General features: G+C 52.1%; 20 protein-coding genes. 7 read left to right on the top strand and 13 right to left on the bottom strand.

The annotated features are described in order from the left end of the window. Positions 1 to 3: 3 nt before the first annotated feature. Positions 4 to 1,791: a 2-succinyl-5-enolpyruvyl-6-hydroxy-3-cyclohexene-1-carboxylic-acid synthase gene (gene menD / locus SIB41_RS06790; protein ID WP_413361450.1), complete on the bottom strand. Its 1,788-nt coding sequence runs from the start codon at positions 1,789 to 1,791 to the stop codon at positions 4 to 6. Between the two features lie 89 nt (positions 1,792 to 1,880). Here menD and lepB point away from each other — a divergent pair, with 89 nt between their 5' ends. Together lepB and SIB41_RS06780 are read left to right on the top strand one after the other, a co-directional pair. After that, positions 1,881 to 2,501 (top strand): signal peptidase I, encoded by a 621-nt coding sequence (lepB, locus tag SIB41_RS06785; RefSeq protein ID WP_011129786.1) that lies wholly within the window; start codon positions 1,881 to 1,883, stop codon positions 2,499 to 2,501. 15 nt (positions 2,502 to 2,516) lie between these two features. Next, complete coding sequence (locus SIB41_RS06780; protein ID WP_011826503.1) at positions 2,517 to 2,867, top strand: DUF760 domain-containing protein; 351 nt, start codon at positions 2,517 to 2,519, stop codon at positions 2,865 to 2,867. On the opposite strand, the gene SIB41_RS06775 is transcribed toward SIB41_RS06780, so the two are convergent. From SIB41_RS06775 to SIB41_RS06725, 11 genes are all read right to left on the bottom strand, one after another. After that, the gene (locus SIB41_RS06775; protein WP_413357746.1) at positions 2,857 to 4,080 is read right to left on the bottom strand and encodes a DUF4336 domain-containing protein; all 1,224 of its coding nucleotides are present in this window, start codon (positions 4,078 to 4,080) and stop codon (positions 2,857 to 2,859) included. The two genes, SIB41_RS06780 and SIB41_RS06775, sit on opposite strands and share 11 nt — an antisense overlap. Before the next feature lie 887 nt (positions 4,081 to 4,967). Further along, the gene (locus SIB41_RS06770) at positions 4,968 to 5,270 is read right to left on the bottom strand and encodes a Nif11 family protein (protein ID WP_413357744.1); all 303 of its coding nucleotides are present in this window, start codon (positions 5,268 to 5,270) and stop codon (positions 4,968 to 4,970) included. Positions 5,271 to 5,675: 405 nt separating this feature from the next. Continuing rightward, on the bottom strand, positions 5,676 to 6,770 hold the full coding sequence (locus SIB41_RS06765) for a type III polyketide synthase (protein WP_413357742.1): 1,095 nt from the start codon (positions 6,768 to 6,770) through the stop codon (positions 5,676 to 5,678). Beyond that, complete coding sequence (locus tag SIB41_RS06760; RefSeq protein WP_413357740.1) at positions 6,761 to 7,918, bottom strand: NAD(P)/FAD-dependent oxidoreductase; 1,158 nt, start codon at positions 7,916 to 7,918, stop codon at positions 6,761 to 6,763. Before SIB41_RS06760 ends, SIB41_RS06765 begins: the two co-directional genes overlap by 10 nt. Before the next feature lies 1 nt (position 7,919). Then, on the bottom strand, positions 7,920 to 8,639 hold the full coding sequence (locus tag SIB41_RS06755) for a class I SAM-dependent methyltransferase (protein WP_011129793.1): 720 nt from the start codon (positions 8,637 to 8,639) through the stop codon (positions 7,920 to 7,922). 22 nt (positions 8,640 to 8,661) lie between these two features. Further along, positions 8,662 to 8,958 carry a hypothetical protein gene (locus tag SIB41_RS06750; protein ID WP_413357737.1) on the bottom strand — a complete coding sequence of 99 codons (297 nt, stop codon included), beginning with the start codon at positions 8,956 to 8,958 and terminating at the stop codon, positions 8,662 to 8,664. A 225-nt stretch (positions 8,959 to 9,183) separates the two neighbouring features. Then, positions 9,184 to 10,053 carry a metal ABC transporter permease gene (locus SIB41_RS06745; RefSeq protein ID WP_413357735.1) on the bottom strand — a complete coding sequence of 290 codons (870 nt, stop codon included), beginning with the start codon at positions 10,051 to 10,053 and terminating at the stop codon, positions 9,184 to 9,186. Continuing rightward, positions 10,050 to 10,847 (bottom strand): metal ABC transporter ATP-binding protein, encoded by a 798-nt coding sequence (locus SIB41_RS06740; protein WP_011129796.1) that lies wholly within the window; start codon positions 10,845 to 10,847, stop codon positions 10,050 to 10,052. Before SIB41_RS06740 ends, SIB41_RS06745 begins: the two co-directional genes overlap by 4 nt. Then, entirely contained in the window at positions 10,847 to 11,710 is an 864-nt protein-coding gene (locus tag SIB41_RS06735) for a metal ABC transporter substrate-binding protein (RefSeq protein ID WP_157859929.1), read from the bottom strand. Before SIB41_RS06735 ends, SIB41_RS06740 begins: the two co-directional genes overlap by 1 nt. A 284-nt stretch (positions 11,711 to 11,994) precedes the next feature. Next, positions 11,995 to 13,071 (bottom strand): photosystem II q(b) protein, encoded by a 1,077-nt coding sequence (psbA, locus tag SIB41_RS06730; protein ID WP_011129798.1) that lies wholly within the window; start codon positions 13,069 to 13,071, stop codon positions 11,995 to 11,997. Positions 13,072 to 13,228: 157 nt separating this feature from the next. Beyond that, a complete protein-coding gene (locus SIB41_RS06725) occupies positions 13,229 to 14,596 on the bottom strand; it encodes a YcjF family protein (protein ID WP_413361448.1) in 1,368 nt (455 codons plus the stop codon). 220 nt (positions 14,597 to 14,816) lie between these two features. Here SIB41_RS06725 and SIB41_RS06720 point away from each other — a divergent pair, with 220 nt between their 5' ends. The 3 genes from SIB41_RS06720 to SIB41_RS06710 all read left to right on the top strand — a co-directional run bounded on the left by SIB41_RS06720 (position 14,817) and on the right by SIB41_RS06710 (position 17,362). Then, the gene (locus SIB41_RS06720; protein ID WP_413357732.1) at positions 14,817 to 15,419 is read left to right on the top strand and encodes a hypothetical protein; all 603 of its coding nucleotides are present in this window, start codon (positions 14,817 to 14,819) and stop codon (positions 15,417 to 15,419) included. 3 nt (positions 15,420 to 15,422) lie between these two features. Next, positions 15,423 to 16,436, top strand: coding sequence for a tryptophan--tRNA ligase (trpS, locus tag SIB41_RS06715; RefSeq protein WP_413357730.1), 1,014 nt, complete (start codon positions 15,423 to 15,425; stop codon positions 16,434 to 16,436). Between the two features lie 320 nt (positions 16,437 to 16,756). Further along, entirely contained in the window at positions 16,757 to 17,362 is a 606-nt protein-coding gene (locus tag SIB41_RS06710) for a glycoside hydrolase family 104 protein (RefSeq protein WP_063414075.1), read from the top strand. A gap of 73 nt (positions 17,363 to 17,435) precedes the next feature. Here the strand turns inward: SIB41_RS06710 and SIB41_RS06705 are convergent, their stop codons facing one another. Then, the gene (locus tag SIB41_RS06705; protein ID WP_413357728.1) at positions 17,436 to 17,603 is read right to left on the bottom strand and encodes a hypothetical protein; all 168 of its coding nucleotides are present in this window, start codon (positions 17,601 to 17,603) and stop codon (positions 17,436 to 17,438) included. Positions 17,604 to 18,073: 470 nt separating this feature from the next. Between SIB41_RS06705 and thrS the strand changes: the two genes are divergently transcribed. Both thrS and glk read left to right on the top strand, forming a co-directional pair. Further along, positions 18,074 to 19,996, top strand: a complete 1,923-nt coding sequence (gene thrS, locus SIB41_RS06700) for a threonine--tRNA ligase (RefSeq protein WP_413357726.1) — start codon at positions 18,074 to 18,076, stop codon at positions 19,994 to 19,996. A 468-nt stretch (positions 19,997 to 20,464) separates the two neighbouring features. Then, positions 20,465 to 21,526 (top strand): glucokinase, encoded by a 1,062-nt coding sequence (glk, locus tag SIB41_RS06695; protein ID WP_413357724.1) that lies wholly within the window; start codon positions 20,465 to 20,467, stop codon positions 21,524 to 21,526. Positions 21,527 to 21,531: the final 5 nt, after the last annotated feature.

Genomic DNA, 21,531 nt, shown 5'->3' with positions numbered 1-21,531 from the left:
GGATCAAAGATCAATGTGGCCATTTTGGGAAATCGACTGCAGATGCATCATCAATCCCTCGCGAAGCTGTTGCCTCATCGATGAATCTTGACGCCGATGCGTGCACACACGTATCAAAACAGGTCCAGCCTGGAAGAGCCCCCACTCCAAGGCTGCTGGTAGGTCTTCGAGACAGGCCACCTGACGGTGAGGAATGTTATGAGCCCCTGCAAGAGCAAGAGGGTCAACCGCCTGAGGCATGGCAAACAGCTGCTCAAATGCTTCGCTAGGAGCTGTCTTCACCAGAAGTTGCTCGAAGATGCCTCCGCCACCATTGTCGATCAACACCACCACCAAAGGCGGGCGCTGGGGATGAGCAAGCAACCAGCCATTGCTGTCATGAAGGAGAGCCAGGTCGCCGCTTACAAGCAAAGTGGGCCCAAGAGCCATCGCTAAACCCATGCTTAAAGAAAGGGTGCCGTCGATACCAGACGCGCCTCGAAAACTGAAGCATCGTCTCGAAAATAAGCTCTTGTCCGCATAAGCCAGCCAGTCCCTCACAGGACTACTCGCTGCCAACATGATTGGTAGCTCAGTTGGCAGAAGACGGGATAACCAGCGAGCCAGGGCTGGTTCTGTGATGGCACCCTGCAGGGGTAACTGCTGATCCAGCCACTCCTGAGCAAAACGATCGCTGATCTGCCATTTCCTCAGCAGAGCCTTGGTTGCCTGTTGAGAGGCGGCATCAGCATCGATCCAGCGATGGTGATGGTGTTGCCACCAGCTCGTCAATCCATGACTCCATTGCACTGACAAACCAAGGGGATCGAGACAACGGGAGTCTCCCTCTGTAATCAGGAGCTGACCGTCACCAAAGCTTTTCAACCATGCCTCAAGGCTCCGACTGGCTGACATTGGTCCTAGACGCAGCACTTGAAGCTGCTCCTGAGAGCCTAAAAGCCCAGCAGCCAAAAGCAGCTCCCAGGAGCGGATTAGACCAGGTTGGTCTGAAGGCAGAGCCGATAGTGGATCAGCCAGCACGGGCCAGCCACTCAAGGCCTGCCACTCCCGCAAGGATTGCTGAAAAGCAAAGAGGTCTTTGCTTAGGCCTCGCCAAGCACCAGCTATCACAACGCCGGGTCGTAAAGGATCCAATGCAAAGGGAGCCTGATCGGTAACCCCATTAGTCCCCTCAGCTGCCATTGCCAGATTGATTGGCTTGATCGGAGATGAACGTGGAATCTTGGGAGACCACCCCTTCCAGATCATCCTCTGCTCTTCTTCACTGAGATGTAGAGGCTCCTCAAAAGGCAGATTGAGATGAACGGCCCCTGCGGGGTGATGAGCTCGTTGCCAGGCCTTCTCTGCGAATGATTCCAGCGTTTCTTTACTGAAAAGATGCAACCCCTCTCTTGGGCCCTGCCCAATCCATCGACAGGCAGGACTCAAGAAAGTCTCCTGATTCACCGTTTGATTGGCACCGCAGTCTTTGAGTCGATAGGGACGGTCAGCAGTGAGCAGCAACAGGGGCTGACAGGATCGATCAGCCTCCACCGCTGCAGGCAAAAGGTTGGCTACAGCGGTGCCCGAAGTGGTCACTACAGCTGCTGCAGTGCCTGTAGCAGTGCTAAAACCCAAAGCCAAGAAAGCAGCAGAGCGCTCATCAATGGCAGTGCTAAGCCGCAAGCGATTGGTACGTGCCATTCCTCCTGCAGCCAGTGCAAGGGGACCCGAGCGGCTGCCGGGACAAAGCACGATATGGCGCAGCCCCAAGGCATGAAATGCCTCGAGCAAGCTCAGGCAAACCAACAGATTGTTGTGAGCAAGAGACAGAGCTTGAGCCTTAGCCAATGCGATTCTCGGTCAATACCGACCGGCGAGGGCCGACTTAATCAGTTTCGATGACCCCGACACCTTCTCCTCCTCGAAAAGAAGCAAGCGGTAGCTGGCGCAGCCTGCTGCTCTGGGTGGTTCTGGCCTTGTTGATGCGCTGGCAGGTGGTGGAGCCTCGCTGGATTCCCTCCGGTTCAATGCTGCCAACCCTTCAGTTGAAGGATCGCATTCTTGTTGAGAAGGTTCGCCCTCGACTTGCACGTCAACAAGAACAGCCTTTGCCGCTGGGCAGCGTGGTGGTGTTTCACCCGCCATCCGCACTACTGGATGCTGGCTACGACCCCAAAGCGGCCTTGATTAAACGCGTGGTGGGGCGTCCGGGCGATCAACTGGAAGTTCATCATGGTCAGCTCTTGCGTAACGAGATCGCCATCAAGGATGACTGCCGTGATGCACCAATGAACTACGAGATGGCGAAGGTGACCGTTCCTGAGCATGAACTTTGGGTGATGGGGGACAACCGCAATTCCAGTCTTGACTCTCATCTCTGGGGGCCATTACCAGAAGAAGCTGTGATCGGAACAGCTATTTGGAGGTACTGGCCACTCAATCGGTTCGGTCCAATACGGTTCCCCTCCCAAGGCAAGAGTGGATCAAACGACCTAGCTGCGATAGGGTCAACATCGTGACGAAAAGCACACCGGATGTTCAACCCGGAGTTCCTGACCACCGATAACAACGATTGCCAGGACGGTAATGGGCTAATTCAGTACCTTCAGGATCAATCCCCTGATGTATTGCAGCGAGTCGCCAAGTCCGCCAGCAATGATATTCAGGACATTATTCGCCACAATGTTCAGGGCCTGCTGGGCATGCTCCCAGGTGAGCAATTTGAAGTGAAGGTCACAGCCAGTCGAGATAATCTCGCCAGTTTGCTGGCATCAGCAATGATGACTGGATATTTCTTGCGCCAGATGGAGCAACGCAAGGAATTGGAAGAGTCGTTGTTTTCAGATGAAGCGATGGCAGTCGACACAGATGATCTCAATCTTTGAAGGCTGCCTGAGGATCTTTCGGCACCACACCAAGGCTGAGCAGGCGTTGATCAACGCTGCCTAGAAAGCTCCAGCTGGCTTGATTGATAGCCCATGGGCGTCTGGAAATAGATTCACTTAAATCTCGAACGTGATGAGGCTTGAAGGCCACGATGTCGCTGAAGTGAGCAGACACAAGCCAGCGCATCCCTTTCAGGCGCAGCATCTCATCCAACCATTCCAATAAGACGTCCTTCGCTCTTGGAAATACCAGCCGTTCCAACACTGGCGCAACTTGTAGGAGCGGGCCGTTCTTCCCGAGACGCTCCTGAGCCGCAGCTTCCCATCCGGGCTGCCAAGCGAATGGAAACAGGCCGAAATGGGCTTTAGGGCTAAGTGTTCCGGGCCTGAAGGCATTGCGCAGCACTTCCAACAGGGGAGGAATCACAAGCGGCCCTGGCTTGAGATAGGTCGCGAACAACACCACACGGGCCCATCCTCGGCGGCGCGCTTGTGGAGAATCCTCAAGGGGTTGATCACCCCGATCACGGGCGTGGAATAACAAGGGTGTGGGGTCTAGATCAAACAGAGCTGGAGGCTCTGCCTCGATGCCCACTAGAGCATCTGTTACCAATACAGCTCCGGAAGCTCGGTGAAAACAAGCCACCTCTTCAAAACGGCCAAGCCCCAAATCCAGGGGGCCTAAAGGCAGCCAAGTACAACTGTCCGGATGGGGAAAGCCGTCCTCCTGCAACACCTTGGTGCGGCGCGCTGGAATGCCCAGCCAAGATGAAGGCAAGGAAATTGGGAAACTCCACTGACCAGGACAAACCCATACCTCTGCCTGTGGGAAGGCTCGTGCCATTGCCGGTAGAGACAGTTTGTGCTCTAGGCCAGACGCGGTGGGGAGCACAATCGTGACGACATTGCCATGGGTGGCCTCCAGATCAGCTAGAGCTCGGCGCAACTCGGGAGTAGGAGGAAGGGGATTGAACAACATCAACCCACCTGGCACCTTCACCACGGTGAGCCTTACAGGCACAGCGACGTAATAGAGGCCTTGGAGTTGTTCAAAACTCCAGATCTGATTGGGTATTAGTTCCCGGACCAGGGTGCGGCGCTGACCATAGGGATAGAGAGGTAACAGCGGCCACCAAGGCCACTCTTGATCAAGCCAAGAGACAGTCTTATTGGCACTCACTTGACCTGAAATAGCTTGATTCTCGGGAGTCATGTCCTCAGTTTGTGCAAGTGGTCAACATCTTCTGCAACTGGTTTTAGGGACAAGCTAGAGATAGAACAGGCGAGCAAGCGAGTCTGTCCCTGGATGACGCCCAACTACGGGATGCGTCGCAACAGCGCGAGGAGGCCGAGGCAACTTGCTAATTATCTCAGAGGAGTTCACTCTGAGCGGCATGGCTTGTCTCTGCGCAGCCAGACCAGGCCGAATGGCCTGGGGTTGATATAGCTGCTCTTCAATATCGCTACTGATGGGAAGGCTCTTAACTCCGGCAAAGAGAACGTTTACCAAAAGCCCTCAGCAGGTCAAGGAAAGCCTGTTAAACCAGAAAAGACCAGCGTGTGATTATGGGCGTATGGGTTAGAGCAGAAGCTGAAACCTCGAAGCTTGCACATGCAGTCGCCTAATCTTCGCGGCGAGAAGTACAAAATAAAAGCTAATGCTTCTACCATTATCCATACATAGGCCTACGTAAAAACCTGAGAATCATTCAAATAGTTTGAACAGAAAGGAGGGGTCGGTTGAGATACTGGAATGATTTAAGTGTCAAGGATGAGAATAGTAACTATTGACTTATTTGCTACTCTCATTCTAACCCGTAGGCGTTAGCAACAAGAAGGTACCGGTATTTACCATTAAGTTAATCATTAACTCTGTTGCTCCTGAGGCTACTTTTTAGAGTCATTTTATTGATCTAAGCATTGATTGATATGCGAAAATTGCAAAAGAAAATGGCCTAAAATGCATGGTTAGCATAGTTGATTCTAAGGAAGAATTCGTTGATGAATGTCTGCCTCAAGTCTGTTAATTCTAATCAAAGATAGAGATATAATGAATTCAGCCTAAATAGTATAGAGCTTTTTGGGGCTGGCAGAGATTGCTCAGTATTTGAGATTTAAGAAGACACCAACTAAAATCAAGAGTACTGTAATCAAGGCTGCCCATATGATAATCGGGCTGATTGAGGGATTGTTTCTTTTGCTGAGGGCATCAAAAACCTGCTCCTGAATCTCCTGGTCAGAGAGCTCGACTACAGCTTCTGTCGTGGACTCATTTGAGTCAATAAAAAGCGAAGCGACTTTGGCTATTGAAACTATATCTGCACCTTCAGCGGTTAATTGACTTTGCAGCAAGGGCTCTGATTTGAGCTTTGCAAGAAAAACTTTGAGCTGTGCTGCTTGCATCGCAATCTTGCTATTATTAATTACTCTATCAAGATCATGTGCAATATCAACCTTTCGTAACCAACCATAATTATAAAAACTCTGCCTATGAACGATGATGATGAAAAGACTGCAAGATCCTGACGAAATAAGTGAACTCCCGTGATTCTCTTGCTATCCATTGCATTTTGATCGAAGCTTACATCCCAATGCCAAGGCAATCGTTGTTGGTCTGAGGAGATCTGTTGCCGCAGTTGATATGGTCTAGTTACAGCAGAGCTTCATCACTATCAAGTTGGACACTCTATTGGCTATTTAGATCCAATTAGATCAATTGCGTTGTTCGTTTCTCCTTCCATTATCGCTCACTGAATCCTCGATTAAAGAAGAACTGAGTAGCTCTGAACTTTGATCCAAAGTTCGAATTCAGTTGCTGTTGCAAAGATCGAACAATGCCACTTCGGCACAAAGGCCGGGACCAAAGGCGAGTGCCAGGCAAGGTCCGCTGCAAGCCTTATGACGCATGCGTTCAAGAATGAAAAGAACGGTGGCCGAAGACATGTTGCCGTGAGCTTGAAGGACGGACCGGGACTCAGCCAGGTGCTCATGCTTGAGGGCCAAGGCGTCGGCGCAGGCCTGCAGGATCCTCGGCCCCCCAGGGTGGAGGGCCCAGCTGCGGATTTCAGTCAGATCGGATCCATGGCCCCTCAACCAACTGCTCAGCCAAGGTTGCAATGCATCAGCTATCGCCTCTGGCACCTGTGGTGATAAACCCATAGCGAAACCATGATCTCCGACCTGCCAATGCATCAGACTGCTGGTGTTCGGAATCACGGTGGAGCCAGAAGCCTTCAGGGTCAGAGATTGCTTCGATTGCGCCAAAGCTTGAGAAGCAACCAAAGCTGCGGCTCCATCCGCGAACAGGGCGTTGGCAACCACCTTCTCGGGGTCCCAGCCGTAATGAAGATGGAGACTGCACAGTTCGACAGAACACAGCAGCACTACAGCGTTGGCATCAGCTTCAGCGAACGCCCGCGCCACACGTAGACCGTTCAAGGCACCGTGACAGCCCATGAATCCCACATGGGTCCTCTGAACACCGGGGTCAAGTTCAAGTTGGTCGATCAGAGCAAGGTCAACACCCGGAGCCTTGAATCCGGTACAGCAAACGGTCACAAGATGAGTGATCACATCAGCGGCTAGCTCGGCCTCATCGAGGGCAAGACGGCATGCATTGATTGCTAGCGCTGAAGCATGGTGATCAAACTCGTTCATCCTTGCGGCAGTCGTGGGGCTTTTGGCCCCGTAGAAGGGCAAACGCTTGCTGATCGGCTCACTCGCGTCGTCTCCCAGCAGAACGCTGCCCCTGTTCTGAACCTGAGTTCGTCGCTGAATCCGGCGGACCAGTGCCGCTCGTTCGGGACTGTCGGCACTGACCAACTCGGCAAGCGCCATGGAATCGCTCTGATTGACTTGTTGTTCCGGCACTGCAGTTCCCATGCCGCGAATGGTCAGAGGCATTGCTGACTTCCGGCGGAGGGGAGCGTCACATGGTTCAGGCTGGCAACAATCCGTTCAGACAGTGCCGGCCAGCGGCTGCTCAGTTCAAACAATGCCCTCGTCGGCTTTGGCTGCCTCAGCACCATGGCCAGAGTGCGACAGATCCGCTGGCGACGACCGATCCGCAGCTTCAGCTCTCTCGTCCAGCGTTTCTCCAGATCATGGCTCCAGCGCAGGAGGCCTTCTTCAACGAATGGTGCCGCTGCGGCACCTGCAGTGAGGGCCCAGGCAATTCCTTCTCCTGTAAATGGCTCCACATAACCCGCTGCGTCACCCATCACCAGAAAGCGTTCTCCGGCAACAACTTCAGCGCCGCGACTAAGAGCTGGTGTCAGCTGCCATCGCCCCTGTCTCAGAGCAGCAGGTGGTGGGAAACCAGCCTGCACAAGCACATCCTGGGTCGCTCCGGCCGCTCCTTGCCCATGGGCTAGCGCCTGCCGATCGAAAGCGGCTGCCAGATTGAGTAAACCGTCCTCTCGGCGCACCAGACCCACATAACCACGTTCGCCGATTGCCATGTGAATGGCGCCTGCGCTGTAGTGCTTCTCATCATCAACAAGAACACAACCCGCCCCAACCCTGGAACGACTACGGATCCTGGTGATGCCAGCATCCTGCTCGGGCAAGCAACGCTGGGCAAGCCCAGCTGCAACAAGCACGACACGCGCCCTGACGTGGTTCTGCTGACCGCTGCGCTGATCCTTCAGCCGCACAATCCGCCAGCCTGGCTGGACTTCTTCGACCCCGGCGCTCATTTGACAGCGAACGGAAGCTCCAGCTTCAACGACCGCGTCCATCAGTGCTTGATCGAACCGTTCCCTGGAGAGAGCAAAACCATCGGGAATGGCTAGAGATGTTTGACGACCATTCAGGCCGAGGCGAAGGGTTTGCAGTCGTACGCCGCCGCGATCAATGATGAGATCGTTCTGCCCCAGAGAGGCGAGAGTCGCCTGAGCCTGTTTGTTAAAGCAGCAACCACACACTTTCCAGCGGGGGAAAGCGCGTTTTTCCACAAGTAACACCGTTAATCCTCGCCTTGCGCAATCCAGGGCGGCTAGTCCCCCTGCAGGACCGGCCCCAACCACCAGTACATCCCACGACTCCTGCATCTCAATGTCGCTCCCAGCTGAGCAGGTAACGCTCAGGCCAGCAGCGATTCAGTTGAACACCCTCCAAACCTGCGCGCCGGGCTAAAGCCATGATTTCCGCAGGACGGAAAGCGGCACGAACCGAAAGGGGGCCATCGGTATGGACCACCCAGGAGCGACTCAGGAGACGTGTTCCAGCCCAGGCCATCACGTAGCCCAGACGACTGCGGATCAGATCATTAACCAGCACAAGCCTGCGGGCCCTTGTTGCCATTCTGGCGAGAAGCCGTTCTACGTCGCTGTCGTCTAAATGATGGGTGAAAAGGGTGCAGAACACCACATCGAACCATTCATCATCAACGTTTTCGGAGAGTGCGTCGGCAGAGAAGAATGTCAATTTGGCATTCCGTTTCCATGCATTGGCACGGGCAATACGCACGGCTTCTGGGTTGAAATCACAGGCTTGAATCTCGAGTTTCAGGCCCTGGCGCTGTGCCATAAGAGCAAGATCGATCGCTGTGTCTCCACCTCCGCAGGCGAGCTCGAGCACCCGTAGGGGAGTCTCGGGGTGGCGGATGGCTAGAGCCTGAATGGATTGGAATAGACCTGCAGAACAGCGGCTGATGGCATTGATGCGACGCAAGCCGTTTAAGGCCCTGGCATGTTCAGTGGGATCAAGCCCTGGCTGATCCATGACTTCCGGTTGACGATCACGCCGGTTGAGAGCCTCACCCCAGGGCATCGGGCACGAACGTGGTGTTCCCTCAACTTAGGCAGAAGGCTGGTGCGGAAATTGTCAGATCATCTTTAATCTCGATCGAACCGTAGATGCAGGCAATGCGCCCTACCACCGAACCGGTCAAGGCCTCAAAAATTCTCTCAACAACAAGCTGCTGAACATTGCCAGAGAGCACAGGAGAGGACTCATTGCTCAGGTAGACAACGTGCAATTGCAGGAAACATGACTCTTTGCACAAATCCCTAGGGACATCAAAGGGATAAAGCCTGCAAACAAATTGCAACCACAGCCGCAAAGCGGCAGCAGCGGCAGTCAAAGCCACGCTTGATCAAGTCAAGTGATTGTTTGAACTGGAGTCTCAGGCGTAATCAGTGGATTTTCTATTGAAAATGCACATCATGAACAGAACGTGGCTGCTCAATTTAAATCTGAACAGAGATTAGGTATTGAGCAATTGGTGTTTCTCAAATCACATTGAGCAGAGCCAATTGAAGAGGCCCATGAAAATCAAGTCCTCTCTAGTCAGACTTGCGCTGTTCGGCCACGCCTATGGAGCAAGTGAACGCTGAACTTTCAAAATGCCGTATCGAGGGGAGAATAAGAAAGTCAGCAGGAAAAGAACGGTCTGCACCAGCACAATGCAGCCTGCAGTGGAACTATCGGTCCAATAGCTGATGTAGACACCTAGAACACTTGAAAGGGCACTGCTGAGGATTGCGAGCAAAGTCATCCGATCAAAGCGGTCTGTGAGTAGATAGGCCGTAGCGCCAGGAGTGATTAACATCGCAACCACCAGAATGATGCCTACGGTCTGTAGACCAGCAACAGCAGCAAGTGATAACACTGATAACAACAAATAATGCAGTAGTCCTGTATTGATGCCGATCGATCGTGCATGGGTTGGATCAAAGCAGAACAACATAAAATCCCTGCGAAGAACCAACAGAATTGCCACCACAATTCCAGAAATCAAAAGTGTTTGCTGGATATCAGCTATTGAGATTCCCAGCACATTGCCAAAAAGAATATGGGTGAGGTCGATGTTGCTTCTGGTTTTGGATACCAGTACCAATCCGAGCGCAAAAAAACCTGTAAAGACAAGGCCAATCACAGTGTCTTCCTTGACCCGTGACTTCTGTTTTACAAAGCCAATCAAAGCCACCGACCCCACGCCAAAGACAAAGGCCCCTATCGAGAACGGCAACCCCAGGGCATAGGCCACAACCACTCCGGGCATCACAGCATGGGAGACCGCATCGCCCATTAACGCCCAGCCCTTGAGGGTCATGTAGCAGGAGAGCAGTCCACATACCCCTCCAACAAGAGCGCTCACCACCAAGGCACGCACCATGAACTCATGACTAAGGGGTTCCAATAACCAAGACAGCGTTGTCGCTGTTGCCAGAAGCTCTGTCATTGCTTGAAGTCCTCCGTGGAGGTCGGACCACCGCTCAGGACGTTCGGAACCATGCCGCCGAATGTCATGGCGAGGTTCTCTGGAGTAAAGACCTCTGCCGTTTCGCCATAGGCCAGCACCGTCTTGTTGATGAGTACCACCAGATCGCAGAACTCGCGCACATGACTGAGGTCATGGGTAGAGATCAAGATGGTGTGACCCTCATGACGAAACTGAAGGAACAGCTCCGCCATGAGCTTTTCGGTTCGTACATCAACACCGTTAAATGGCTCATCGAGTAGGAGTACAGAGGCGCGCTGGGCAATTGCGCGGGCCAGGAATGCCCGCTTGCGCTGGCCGCCGGAGAGGGCCCCAATGGGGCGATGTCTCAAGTCGAGGAGCTCCACCCGTTCGAGGGCATGCCAAACCGCCAATCGATCTGATTCCCTAGGGATGCGTAAGAGATTCATCGAGCCATAGCGACCCATCATCACCACTTCCCAGACGCTTATTGGGAACGAGCAGTCGATTTCCTCGCTCTGAGGGACGTAGGCAACAGCCTGATCGCGCTGGGCACGGGGAACTGATAGCCCATTGATTTGGATCGTTCCTCGTGATGGTCTTACAAAACCCATCAGGGCCTTGAAAAGGGTTGACTTGCCAGAACCATTCATTCCAACTAGCCCGCAGATGCAGCCAGCCCGCAAATGCAGGCTGGCGTCATAAAGCGCCACGACGCCGTTGTAATCCACGCAAATTTGATCGGCCTCAATGCGCAGGCGATCGCCGAAAGGAATTGAACGACACTGATCCATTATTTTTCGCGATTGACTGGTACCAATTCATCCAGAATCAGATCGACGTTATGTCGTTGAAGATCGAGCAAGGTCGAGGCCGGCCCATCGGCTTGCGAAAGAGAATCAACAAAGAATGTACCGCCAAAGCGAGCGCCGCTAGCCCGTGCGACCTCACGCTGAGCCTTGTCGCTGACAGTGCTTTCGCAGAAGATCGCTGGCACTTCACGCAGCTTGACGGTCTCGATGAGTTTGGCCATACGTTGAGGTGTGACCTCACTCTCGGCATTGACAGGCCAAAGGTAAGCCTCCTCCATGCCGTAATCCTTTGCCAAGTAGGTGAAGGCTCCCTCACAGGTGACCAGTAAACGACGTTTGGCTGGAATCGTTGCCAGAGATGTCCTTAGTTCATCATCAAGTTTTTGGAGCTGGTCTTTGTAGCGACGACCATTAATGGCAAAGGTCTTGGCACCTTCTGGATCAATCCTGCTAAAGGCTTTCACCAGTTGATCGACGTATTGCATCGCCCGTTGCGGAGACATCCAGGCATGAGGATTGGGCTTGCCTGCGTAGGCATCCCCCTCAATTAACAGTGGCTCCATCCCCTCACTAAGAGTCAGCGTTGAGACCTTGCCAGCAGCGGCAGTGAACTTGCGCGCCCAGAGTTCCAGCCCAAAGCCATTTTCGACAATCAAATCTGCACCAACAGCTTGGGCCAGGTCACTTGGCGTGGGCTGATAACCATGAATTTCAGCGCCCTGCTTGACGATGGAGCGCACCTGTAAACGGTCGCCGGCAACATTGCGTGCCATGTCTGCCAGCACCGTGAAGGTGGTGAGCACAAGAGGTTTGCCTGAGTCTTGGGCCTGAGACTGGCTCGCCATCCTGGTTGGTGGTGTGCAGGCACCTAGAAGTGCAAGGCAGCAGAAGGCAAGTACAAAACGGACGGCTTGACGTCCAGAGATCAATTGAGACACGTGATAGGTCCGTTCGCGTCAAAGGACTCTCAGGGGTTATTTCATGTTCCCTGAAGCTTCTAAGTATGGAATCTTGCTGAGCCCAAAAAGAGGCTTTTCAAAGAAGTTGCGACTTAGCAACAAAAAACCCCCTCCTTAGAGGGGGTTGTGAGGTTCAGCTGCTGCCAAACCTTGTATTGGTGATGATCAGATCAGCCAATCGCAGGAGCAATCAGAGCCACAGGTGTGGACTCAGCAGCTGCCAGGTCGAGAGGGAAGTTATGAGCATTACGCTCGTGCATCACTTCCATACCGAGGTTGCTGCGGTTGAGCACATCAGCCCAGGTTGGTACAACTCTGCCTTGGGCATCGAGAACCGACTGGTTGAAGTTAAAGCCGTTCAAGTTGAAGGCCATGGTGCTAATACCCAGTGAGGTGATCCAGATGCAGATCACCGGCCAGGCGGCCAGGAAGAAGTGCAGGCTGCGGCTGTTATTGAAGCTGGCGTACTGGAAGATCAGACGACCGAAATAACCGTGGGCAGCCACGATGTTGTAGGTCTCTTCCTCTTGGCCGAACTTATAGCCGTAGTTCTGAGACTCGGTTTCGGTGGTTTCACGAATCAACGATGAGGTCACCAGTGAACCGTGCATGGCGGAGAACAAACTGCCGCCAAACATGCCTGCCACACCAATCATGTGGAAGGGATGCATGAGGATGTTGTGCTCTGCCTGGAACACCAACATGAAGTTGAAGGTTCCAGAAATGCCTAAAGGCATGCCATCCGAGAAGGAACCCTGACCAACGGGATAGATCAGGAAAACAGCAAAGGCTGCCGACAGCGGTGCGCTGTAGGCCACACAGATCCAAGGGCGCATGCCCAAGCGGTAGGAGAGTTCCCATTGGCGACCCAACCAGCAACAAATGCCGATCAGGAAGTGGAACACAACAAGCTGGTAAGGACCGCCGTTGTAAAGCCACTCATCAACAGAAGCAGCTTCCCAAATGGGATAAAAGTGCAGGCCGATGGCGTTGCTGGAAGGAACAACAGCACCAGAAATGATGTTATTGCCGTAAAGGAAAGAGCCAGCAACAGGCTCACGGATACCGTCGATATCAACCGGCGGTGCCGCAATAAAGGCAATGGTGAAGCAGATGGCAGCTGCCAACAGCGTGGGAACCATCAGGACACCGAACCAACCCACATAAATGCGGTTATTGGTGGAGGTGACCCAATTGCAGAAGGACTCCCAGCCACTGAGGCGACCACTGCGAATGGTGGTGGTCATTGAGTATGAAGAGGACGTTAACGAGGCTCAACCCATGGTTAGGGAAGACTCGCCAATAGCATATAAAAATTGGGCAGCAAAGCTCACTTGCTGCAAGTGCTTTCCTCACATTGCGACGCAGTGCGCAAGCAAACTTCATGAAGTTTGCTTGCGCAGCCTACGCAGGGTTCGGCGAGGCGCCTGGTTGGCGAGCCAACTCCTTGATCCAGCTGATTCCCTGTTGTGAAAAGCTGGACCAATCGAGACGTTCCTGCTCTGCAGCCTTAGCAACCAGCAGCGGTGCCTGAATCTTTAAGGCTTCCAAATCCGGCTCAGCAACGCCACTGTTCAATGCCAGCCAATCGGCCATTGAGCGTCCAACAACACGGGTTAGGTAAGCAGCGCTGAGCGCCTGAACAGTACCCGCTGCAAGCCAGCTGCTGCCGTCAAGTTTGGCTACGCCCAATAGAGCTTGGCCACTCCACTCCACCACTCCCTGGGCTAGAGCCGCCCCAGCCAACTGGCGAGCTGCCAACTGCAGAACCTCTGGCTTCAAGGAACACTTCCAAATCCCCGCCATTTCTTTAATCATCAAGCCGTTGACCACAGCCACGGCTAGAAGATCCGTTGTGGGTAAAGGAGAGGCAAAAACAGCTCCTGCAACCAACCATTGAGTGCGCTGTTGGAGTCCAAGGAACCTCTGCCTGCGAAGTTGCTCTAACTCGGCTTGCCAATTGCGGTGCAGACTGCCCAACATGCGCTTACGCGTGATCTCAAGATTTCGCTGAGGGTGCTCTAACAGACGTCTCACCGGTGCAAGGGCTTCTGAAAGATCGTCTTGATTGCCTGTCCAACGAAGCACCTGTCCGCTCAAGCGTTGTGGTAACTGAGCTTGAAGTGCCTGCAGCTGATCGACCCAAGTCGATGAATCTTGCCAAGAGACGATCAGCCAGATGGGTTGATTGGCTGGCACCCTCTCTAACCAAAGAAGGTCTGCTGCCATCAACGGCAAAGGTAAGACATAGAGCAAGACATCCTGCTCTTGTAGAACTGCGGGCCAGACCCAAGACTCGCCTGTCTGAGAGAGAGGCCGCGCCCAGCTGATGCTCAGTGGAGTGGATCCTGCAATGGCTGTCTGAACATCGGGATAATCCTCAAGAGAACCCTCTCCGGAATTCACAAAAGAAACTTTTTGAGGTTCGGAACGCTGTAGAACGGCATCAAGGGCCTCGCTGCGCTGTTGGCGAAGCGCAACCACATCGTCCTCACCCTCTTCTAGGTCCTCAAACTGATCAAGGACCTCTTTGCAGCGACGGATCCAGCCCTGCACAGAATCTGGTGCATCAAAACGGGCCGGTATTGAGGGCCTTGACAACCACCAGACGCCCGCACCAGCAACCATCAAGCCAAGACCACCGCCAGGCAGATGAATCACATCAGTGAAGACCCACTGACCGAGGACGAAGGACCCTGTGATGAGTGCTACCCGGCCAATTAAGGCAGGGGAGCGAGGCACAAGATTGATCAGTAGGGCTGGAAGCTTCACGGGGCACCACCTGTCGTGCAAGCCTTAACAGCCTACGTGACCTTCTTCGTTCAATTAATGGCTGAGAGAAGACTTTGCGTTCATTTGGCTCCTCAAATGGGGCCACAAAGAAGCGTTTCTCTGATGAAGATCAAAAAAAATTTAATCCCGTCATGAACCCCAGGCATGTCGCGAAAGACGACGATGCGTCACACTTGCGCCTGATTGAAGGCCGTAGGCCATGACTGATTCTTACAGCGATCCGCAACGACAAGAAAGGCATGGTGATGGTGCCCGGGAGAGCGGAAGGGCTGGATTCCGAGGTGGGCGCGGTCCTGGGAACCGTGAAGCCGGCGGATTTCGAATCCGTTTGAGCGACAACGAAATGCGCTCTGCCAGAGCCCTGCAGGAAGCCTTTCAACTGCGCTCCACAGTGGCGGTACTGGGATTTGCCTTGCGCACCCTTGGCCAGATGTTGGAGGACGGCCAATTGGACGAACTGGTGGCCAGTGAGCGTTCCAAGGCCCCAAGTGGTGGCAGACGAAGAGAAGAAGGAGCTCAGCGAACGCGTAGTGATCGCTCTCATAGAGACAGACAGCCAATGCATCGAGGGGCTCGACCTGATCCTTTCGCACGGCCAGCCAAGCCTCAACCATCGGTTCAAGAGCCCGAGAAGGCTCTAGAAAGTGAACAAAACCGAGCTGAAGAACAAACTCAAGAACAGGCCCAGACTGCTGTAAGCGAACAATTGCACTCAGCAGAGCAAGAGCAGGACCAGGCTGCTGAAACTCAACCAGTGCAGGCAATAGAGCATGAACCTGACAATGCACCTAGTGAGGGCTGATTAATGCAGCGCCCGCGGGTCCTTTCCGGCGTCCAGCCGACTGGTGCCCTCCATCTGGGTAACTGGTTGGGGGCCATCCGCAACTGGGTAGATCTTCAGAGCAGCCATGACACCTATGTCTGTGTCGTGGATTTACATGCCATTACCGTTCCGCACGATCCAGAACGTTTGGCCGAGGAGTCCCTCTCCACAGCCGCTCTCTACCTGGCCTGTGGGATGGATCCAGATCTCTGCAGCATCTTTGTGCAGAGCCAGGTTTCCGCCCACAGTGAGCTCTGTTGGTTGCTGAACTGTGTTACGCCTCTGAACTGGCTAGAGCGAATGATCCAGTTCAAAGAAAAGTCAGTCAAACAGGGGGACAACGTTTCTGTGGGACTGCTGGACTATCCGGTGTTGATGGCAGCAGACATTCTTCTTTATGACGCTGATTTGGTGCCTGTGGGCGAAGACCAGAAACAACATTTAGAACTCGCCCGTGACATCGCTCAGCAGCGCATCAATGCTCGCTTCGGTAGTGAAGAGAAACCTGTCCTTAAAGTTCCAGACCCCCTGATCATTAAAGAGGGGGCAAGAGTGATGAGCCTTAGCGATGGCCGCAGCAAGATGAGTAAAAGTGACCCCAATGAAGGAAGTCGTATCACACTGCTTGATCCGCCTGAACTGATCACAAAAAAAATCAAGCGGGCCAAGACAGACCCCCAAATGGGCTTGCAATTTGGCAACCCAGACCGCCCAGAGGCTGACAATCTGCTTGGGATTTACGCCATTCTTAGTGGTCGCGGAAGAGACGCAGCTGCCCAAGAATGCGCAGAAATGGGATGGGGAACCTTCAAGCCTCTGCTGGCCGACGCCACGGTGTCAGCCCTTGAGCCGATACAGCATCGCTATCAACAACTCATGGGCGACCGCATTGAACTCATCAGAGTTCTTGACCAAGGCAGGACAAGAGCGGAAGAGACCGCCCAAGCAACCCTTCAACGAGTCCGCCAGGCCCTTGGCTTCTTGATAGCCAACTAATCAATACAAGCCGAAAGAAAAGTTTGGCTAATCATTGGGGGTTAGTGATGGCCGAGGCCTCCTTGTGGTACTGAAGGCAGCGAGTTCTAGTCATCAGCAAGGGTCTCGTGAGACGCAGAATCCGTTGTCAATGTCAGCTTCAGGCTTATGCACACTCTGCTGTGTGGGTCAAGGGTATTAGTCACCATCTCGCCAGACGGGGGAGGTATTGATCAATGTGACAAACCGTTTAGTTGGTTTACGTGCTTCGCTCGTTCCCATTGCAGTTTGGCTTTTCAAGTCAATCGAATCATTCGAATTGGGTCACGGCAACTTCCGCCATGATCAGTCTGAGTGTTCTCATGGGTACTGGCCAGACCTTGCAAGCTGAACGCATTCAGTTACCTAAAGAACATGCTTTTAGGGTGAACGTTGCTTATCAAAGCAATGGAAGCCAAAAGCTGCACTATTTAATAACGCCCGAACGTCGAGCCCTTCTGAACACCATCCGTTATGCAGAAGGCACTTGGAAAGAAGGAAAAGACCTCGGATATCGCACAATGTTTGGAGGGGGTGTCTTTGAGGACCTCTCTCAACACCCCAATCGAGTTGTGGTGAAGTTCTACAGCAGTGCAGCAGCAGGGGCCTATCAATTCATGCCATCAACTTGGATGGCAGTAGCGAAGGAGCTGAACTTACCCAATTTTCAACCACAACATCAAGATCAAGCAGCGTTGCACTTGGTTAGCAAGCGCGGTGCTCTCAAGGAAATAGATTCTCTTGGTTTAACGCACTCCGCGATGGCTCGTCTTGCACCGGAATGGGCTTCGTTTCCTAATTGGGCTGGCAACAGCAGTTATGGACAGCCAGTCAAGAGCCATGCAGAGTTGGCAAAATTTTATTCAGCCAATTTGCGTCAACTGCAGCAGCAGGCCTTAGCAAGCTAAAAGCATCTAACTTCAGAACCAGAAGAAGTTGTGTGCTTCTACTCGAAAGACATCCCTTGATTGCAACCAAATCCTAGCGTTCCCTTTGCGGATCACTCTCTAAAAGAGACATCCAAAAAGGATGACGATCACAACAGAAGCAGACAATCTCGGCAGATTTCTTGCCACGAGCAAAGCCATAGTCGATGCCCTCAACCATGACCCTGAGCATTGCGATCAGGGCAGTAAGCGATTTGCCCACTTGTTTTGCTGACGGGCCTGCTGGTAGCTGGATTATCAGCAAAGCTCGAATCCCATGACAGACCATTCCCTAAGCAGAAAATGTTAGGCATCAAGCGTCTCTCGGATTGATTACGATCAAAGCCATGTGTGCTGGGGGTAGGCAGGTAATGCCAACATCTTTTGCTCACGACAGCCAAGAACGCCTACAAAAACGCCTAGGCGGTTAGATCGGCTGTATAAAAAACCATTTTGAGATCGTAGGAAATAGCTCTGACGAATCTAAGCAAGCTCCCATTGAAGTCTATGCTGGTATTTTGCTTGTTGGACTTGCCAGAAAATTTGATTCAATGTTCCTTTTTCGTAGTGTCCCTCTACGTTGTTGCTAATGTGCAAAATATTTTAGTCCAGCATTCAGAGGTGCAAGGATTGCTAATGATATAGCTGATAAAATAGAACACTATTGTAACTCATCAAAGAAAACTCCTTGCCATGCCTATTATTACACTTCCAGACGGAAATAAAAAGAAGTTTGATCAACCCGTAACCATTATGGAGGTGGCCGAAAGCCTTGGGCCTGGATTAGCAAAGGCGGCTATCGCAGGCCGAGTCAATGGCGTATTGCTTGATACCTGTATCCCTATCGAGAAAGACTCTGAAGTCAATATCATCACGGCGAAAGACCAAGATGGAATTGAGACTATTCGCCACTCATTCGCTCACTTGATTGGTCATGCTGTAAAGCAATTATATCCCGAAGCAAAAATGGCCATTGGTCCAGTTATTGAAGATGGATTTTATTATGATATTGCCTATGATCAGCCTTTTACTCCTAAAGACTTGGAAGCGATTGAGGCTCGTATGAAAGAGCTGGTTAAGCTTGACTACGACGTTAATGTTGAAATAGTTTCAAGGGAAGAGGCTCATAAGGAATTCGAAAAACGATGCGAGCCCTACAAGATCGAAATCGTAGATGAAATTCCTGAGAATGAAATTATTAAGCTATATCGACATCAAGAATATACTGATATGTGTAGAGGTCCACATGTGCCTAACACAAGGCATTTGCGCACTTTCAAATTAATGAAAGTATCAGGTGCTTATTGGCGAGGTGATTCAAATAAAACAATGTTGCAGCGCATTTATGGCACCGCCTGGGGAAGTTCCAAAGAGCTAAAAGCTTATCTCAGGCGCCTTGAAGAAGCTGAAAAGCGCGATCATCGCAGGATCGCCAAGCAAATGTCTTTATTTCATACTCAAGAAGAAGCTCCTGGGATGATTTTCTGGCATGCCAAGGGTTGGGCTATTTATCAGGTTTTAGAGCAATATATTCGCGAGACCCTGAGCCTGCATGACTACCAAGAAATCCGAACACCTCAGGTTGTAGACCGCTCCTTATGGGAGAAATCAGGCCATTGGGAGAAGTTCAAAGATGACATGTTTACAACGACATCTGAAAATCGTGAATATGCCATAAAGCCTATGAATTGTCCCTGCCATGTACAGATCTTCAATCAAGGCCTAAAAAGTTACCGTGACCTGCCAATTAGATTGGCAGAGTTTGGTTCATGTTTAAGGAATGAACCATCGGGTTCACTTCATGGTCTCATGCGCGTGCGCAATTTTGTTCAAGACGATGCTCACATCTTTTGTACTGAGCTTCAGGTTCAGGAAGAGGTTTCTAAGTTTATTGATCTAGTCTTTGAGGTTTACAGATCATTTGGGTTTGACTCGGTGCTTATAAAGTTATCAACCAGGCCCGAAAAGCGTGTTGGTAGTGATGAGATCTGGGATAAATCAGAGAAGGCCTTGTCCGATGCATTGGACGCTAAAGGTCTTGCATGGGACTTATTGCCAGGGGAAGGTGCATTCTACGGACCTAAAATTGAGTTTTCTTTAAAAGACTGTCTTGGTAGAGTTTGGCAATGTGGAACGATCCAGGTTGACTTCTCGATGCCGGAACGTTTGGGAGCATCTTATGTAGCAGAAGACAGCCAGCGCAGAACACCAGTAATGTTGCATCGAGCAATTCTGGGTTCTTTTGAACGTTTTATCGGAATTCTGATCGAGCACTATGCTGGACGACTGCCTATTTGGCTAGCACCTGTGCAGGTGGTAGTGATGGGGATTACAGACCGTAATGCTCAGGCTTGTCAGGATGTTTGCAAGAAGTTATCAGCTCTAGAATATCGAACTGAAGTTGACTTAAGAAATGAAAAAATTGGTTTTAAAGTTCGTGAACATACTCTTCAGCGCGTACCATTTTTAATCATTATTGGTGATAAAGAACAGCAAAGTGGAGAGGTGGCTGTGCGCACTCGAGAGGGCAAGGACTTTGGCAGCATGCCTTTGAAAAGCTTCACATCACTTCTGGATGAAGCAATTGCTCTTAAAGGTAGATCAGGTGTCTCTTGACAAAAGTTGTCAATAGTTAGGTGATAATAATAATTGAGGAATACCTCGCTTTGGAGTGAATCTCTCTTCCGTCTGGATGAGAAGCTGAATGGCAAATTGGGCCTGGCGATAGGAGAAGCTGATTGCTTCTCGTTGGTCGTTCTGGCTCTCTCGTTGGAGCAGGCTCTTTCTGCTCTGCGCAGAATCAGAACTTCTTTATGGTCTCCGATGCAAGCACTACTCAACCATCAAAAGAAATGACTGGTCTTGCGAAACGTCAATCAAACCAGTGGGGAATCTCAATCCGTGTTGAGCAGGGCCAAGTCTGGTGGGGGCTAATTAGAGCTTGCTAATGAGTCCTTGCCAACCGATCTAGGCATGGGAATCACTATCCCTTGAGCTAATCAGCAATCTATCCAACGTAAAAGTTGCAGATCTCTCGCTGTCAATGCAGCCTGAGGGAAGCCCTTTGCCTCATTCGTCATCACTATGCAGTCCCCGAGAACCTTTCTTGCAGGTGATTTGGGGGGCACCAAAACCTTGCTTGCGCTCTATAGCTGGGACGAAAAGCAACTCAAGCAACAGTACCGGCGGAGGTATTTATCCAATCAGTGGACTTCGCTTGAACCCATGCTGAGCCACTTCATCGCCCATTTGCCAGGGGAGATGGAGCAACCCAATAACGGCTGCATCGCTGTTGCAGGACCGGTTCGCCATGGTGAGGCACGTATCACCAATCTGCCCTGGAGCCTGAAGGAGAAGGACATTTGCTCAGCCACGGGACTGAAGCATTTGGAACTGATTAATGACTTTGGGGTATTGATCTACGGCCTACCCTTTCTCAACGACGCGCAGCAGGTGGAGCTTCAGCGTCCACAGCAGCATTTGTCTGCACAAGGACCAATTGCAGTTCTGGGGGCAGGTACTGGACTTGGAATGGCCCGTGGCCTGCCCACAAAAGATGGGATGGTGGCGCTGCCCAGTGAAGGCGGACACCGTGAATTTGCTCCTCGCAGTGAATGCGAGTGGCAACTTTGTGAGTGGCTCAAGGCCGATTTGCAACTCGAACGCCTTTCCTTGGAACGTGTTGTCAGTGGCACCGGCCTGGGACACGTGGCGCGCTGGCGCCTACAGCACAGTGACGCAGATGGTCATCCTCTGCGAGATCTGGCCGATGCTTGGCGCCATGGTGCTAATGATCATTGCGACCATTTGGATCTGCCTGCTCTTGCTAGTCAAGCCGCAAGCGAAGGCGATTCAATTCTTCAAGAAGCCTTACAGCTCTGGCTCGCTGCTTACGGTTCTGCTGCGGGAGATTTAGCTCTGCAGGAACTCTGTGTCGGAGGCCTCTGGGTGGGTGGGGGTACCGCTGCGAAGCAGCTTCCAGGTCTTCTCTCAAGCACCTTTCTTGAAGCCTTCCGCAACAAGGGTCGCTTCCGTCCGTTTCTAGAGCAATTGCCAGTGATGGCAGTGATCGATCCCGAGGTGGGCCTGTTCAGTGCAGCCTGCAGAGCACACATGCTGGCTGAGCAAGGTGGGACACTGACCTAAGTAGA

Source organism: Prochlorococcus sp. MIT 1201 (assembly GCF_047303415.1).
In the GTDB taxonomy this organism is placed as follows: domain Bacteria; phylum Cyanobacteriota; class Cyanobacteriia; order PCC-6307; family Cyanobiaceae; genus Prochlorococcus; species Prochlorococcus marinus_D.
This window is presented reverse-complemented; position numbering and strand designations above follow the sequence as displayed.

Bases quoted from the DNA above. Each gene is read 5' to 3' on its own strand.
- lepB (WP_011129786.1), top strand. From the start codon at position 1,881: ATGACCCCGACACCTTCTCCTCCTCGAAAAGAAGCAAGCGGTAGCTGG.
- SIB41_RS06780 (WP_011826503.1), top strand. From the start codon at position 2,517: ATGTTCAACCCGGAGTTCCTGACCACCGATAACAACGATTGCCAGGAC.
- SIB41_RS06775 (WP_413357746.1), bottom strand. From the start codon at position 4,080: ATGACTCCCGAGAATCAAGCTATTTCAGGTCAAGTGAGTGCCAATAAG.
- SIB41_RS06770 (WP_413357744.1), bottom strand. From the start codon at position 5,270: ATGCAAGCAGCACAGCTCAAAGTTTTTCTTGCAAAGCTCAAATCAGAG.
- SIB41_RS06765 (WP_413357742.1), bottom strand. From the start codon at position 6,770: ATGCCTCTGACCATTCGCGGCATGGGAACTGCAGTGCCGGAACAACAA.
- SIB41_RS06760 (WP_413357740.1), bottom strand. From the start codon at position 7,918: ATGCAGGAGTCGTGGGATGTACTGGTGGTTGGGGCCGGTCCTGCAGGG.
- SIB41_RS06755 (WP_011129793.1), bottom strand. From the start codon at position 8,639: ATGCCCTGGGGTGAGGCTCTCAACCGGCGTGATCGTCAACCGGAAGTC.
- SIB41_RS06745 (WP_413357735.1), bottom strand. From the start codon at position 10,053: ATGACAGAGCTTCTGGCAACAGCGACAACGCTGTCTTGGTTATTGGAA.
- SIB41_RS06740 (WP_011129796.1), bottom strand. From the start codon at position 10,847: ATGGATCAGTGTCGTTCAATTCCTTTCGGCGATCGCCTGCGCATTGAG.
- SIB41_RS06735 (WP_157859929.1), bottom strand. From the start codon at position 11,710: ATGGCGAGCCAGTCTCAGGCCCAAGACTCAGGCAAACCTCTTGTGCTC.
- psbA (WP_011129798.1), bottom strand. From the start codon at position 13,071: ATGACCACCACCATTCGCAGTGGTCGCCTCAGTGGCTGGGAGTCCTTC.
- SIB41_RS06720 (WP_413357732.1), top strand. From the start codon at position 14,817: ATGACTGATTCTTACAGCGATCCGCAACGACAAGAAAGGCATGGTGAT.
- trpS (WP_413357730.1), top strand. From the start codon at position 15,423: ATGCAGCGCCCGCGGGTCCTTTCCGGCGTCCAGCCGACTGGTGCCCTC.
- SIB41_RS06710 (WP_063414075.1), top strand. From the start codon at position 16,757: ATGATCAGTCTGAGTGTTCTCATGGGTACTGGCCAGACCTTGCAAGCT.
- thrS (WP_413357726.1), top strand. From the start codon at position 18,074: ATGCCTATTATTACACTTCCAGACGGAAATAAAAAGAAGTTTGATCAA.
- glk (WP_413357724.1), top strand. From the start codon at position 20,465: ATGCAGTCCCCGAGAACCTTTCTTGCAGGTGATTTGGGGGGCACCAAA.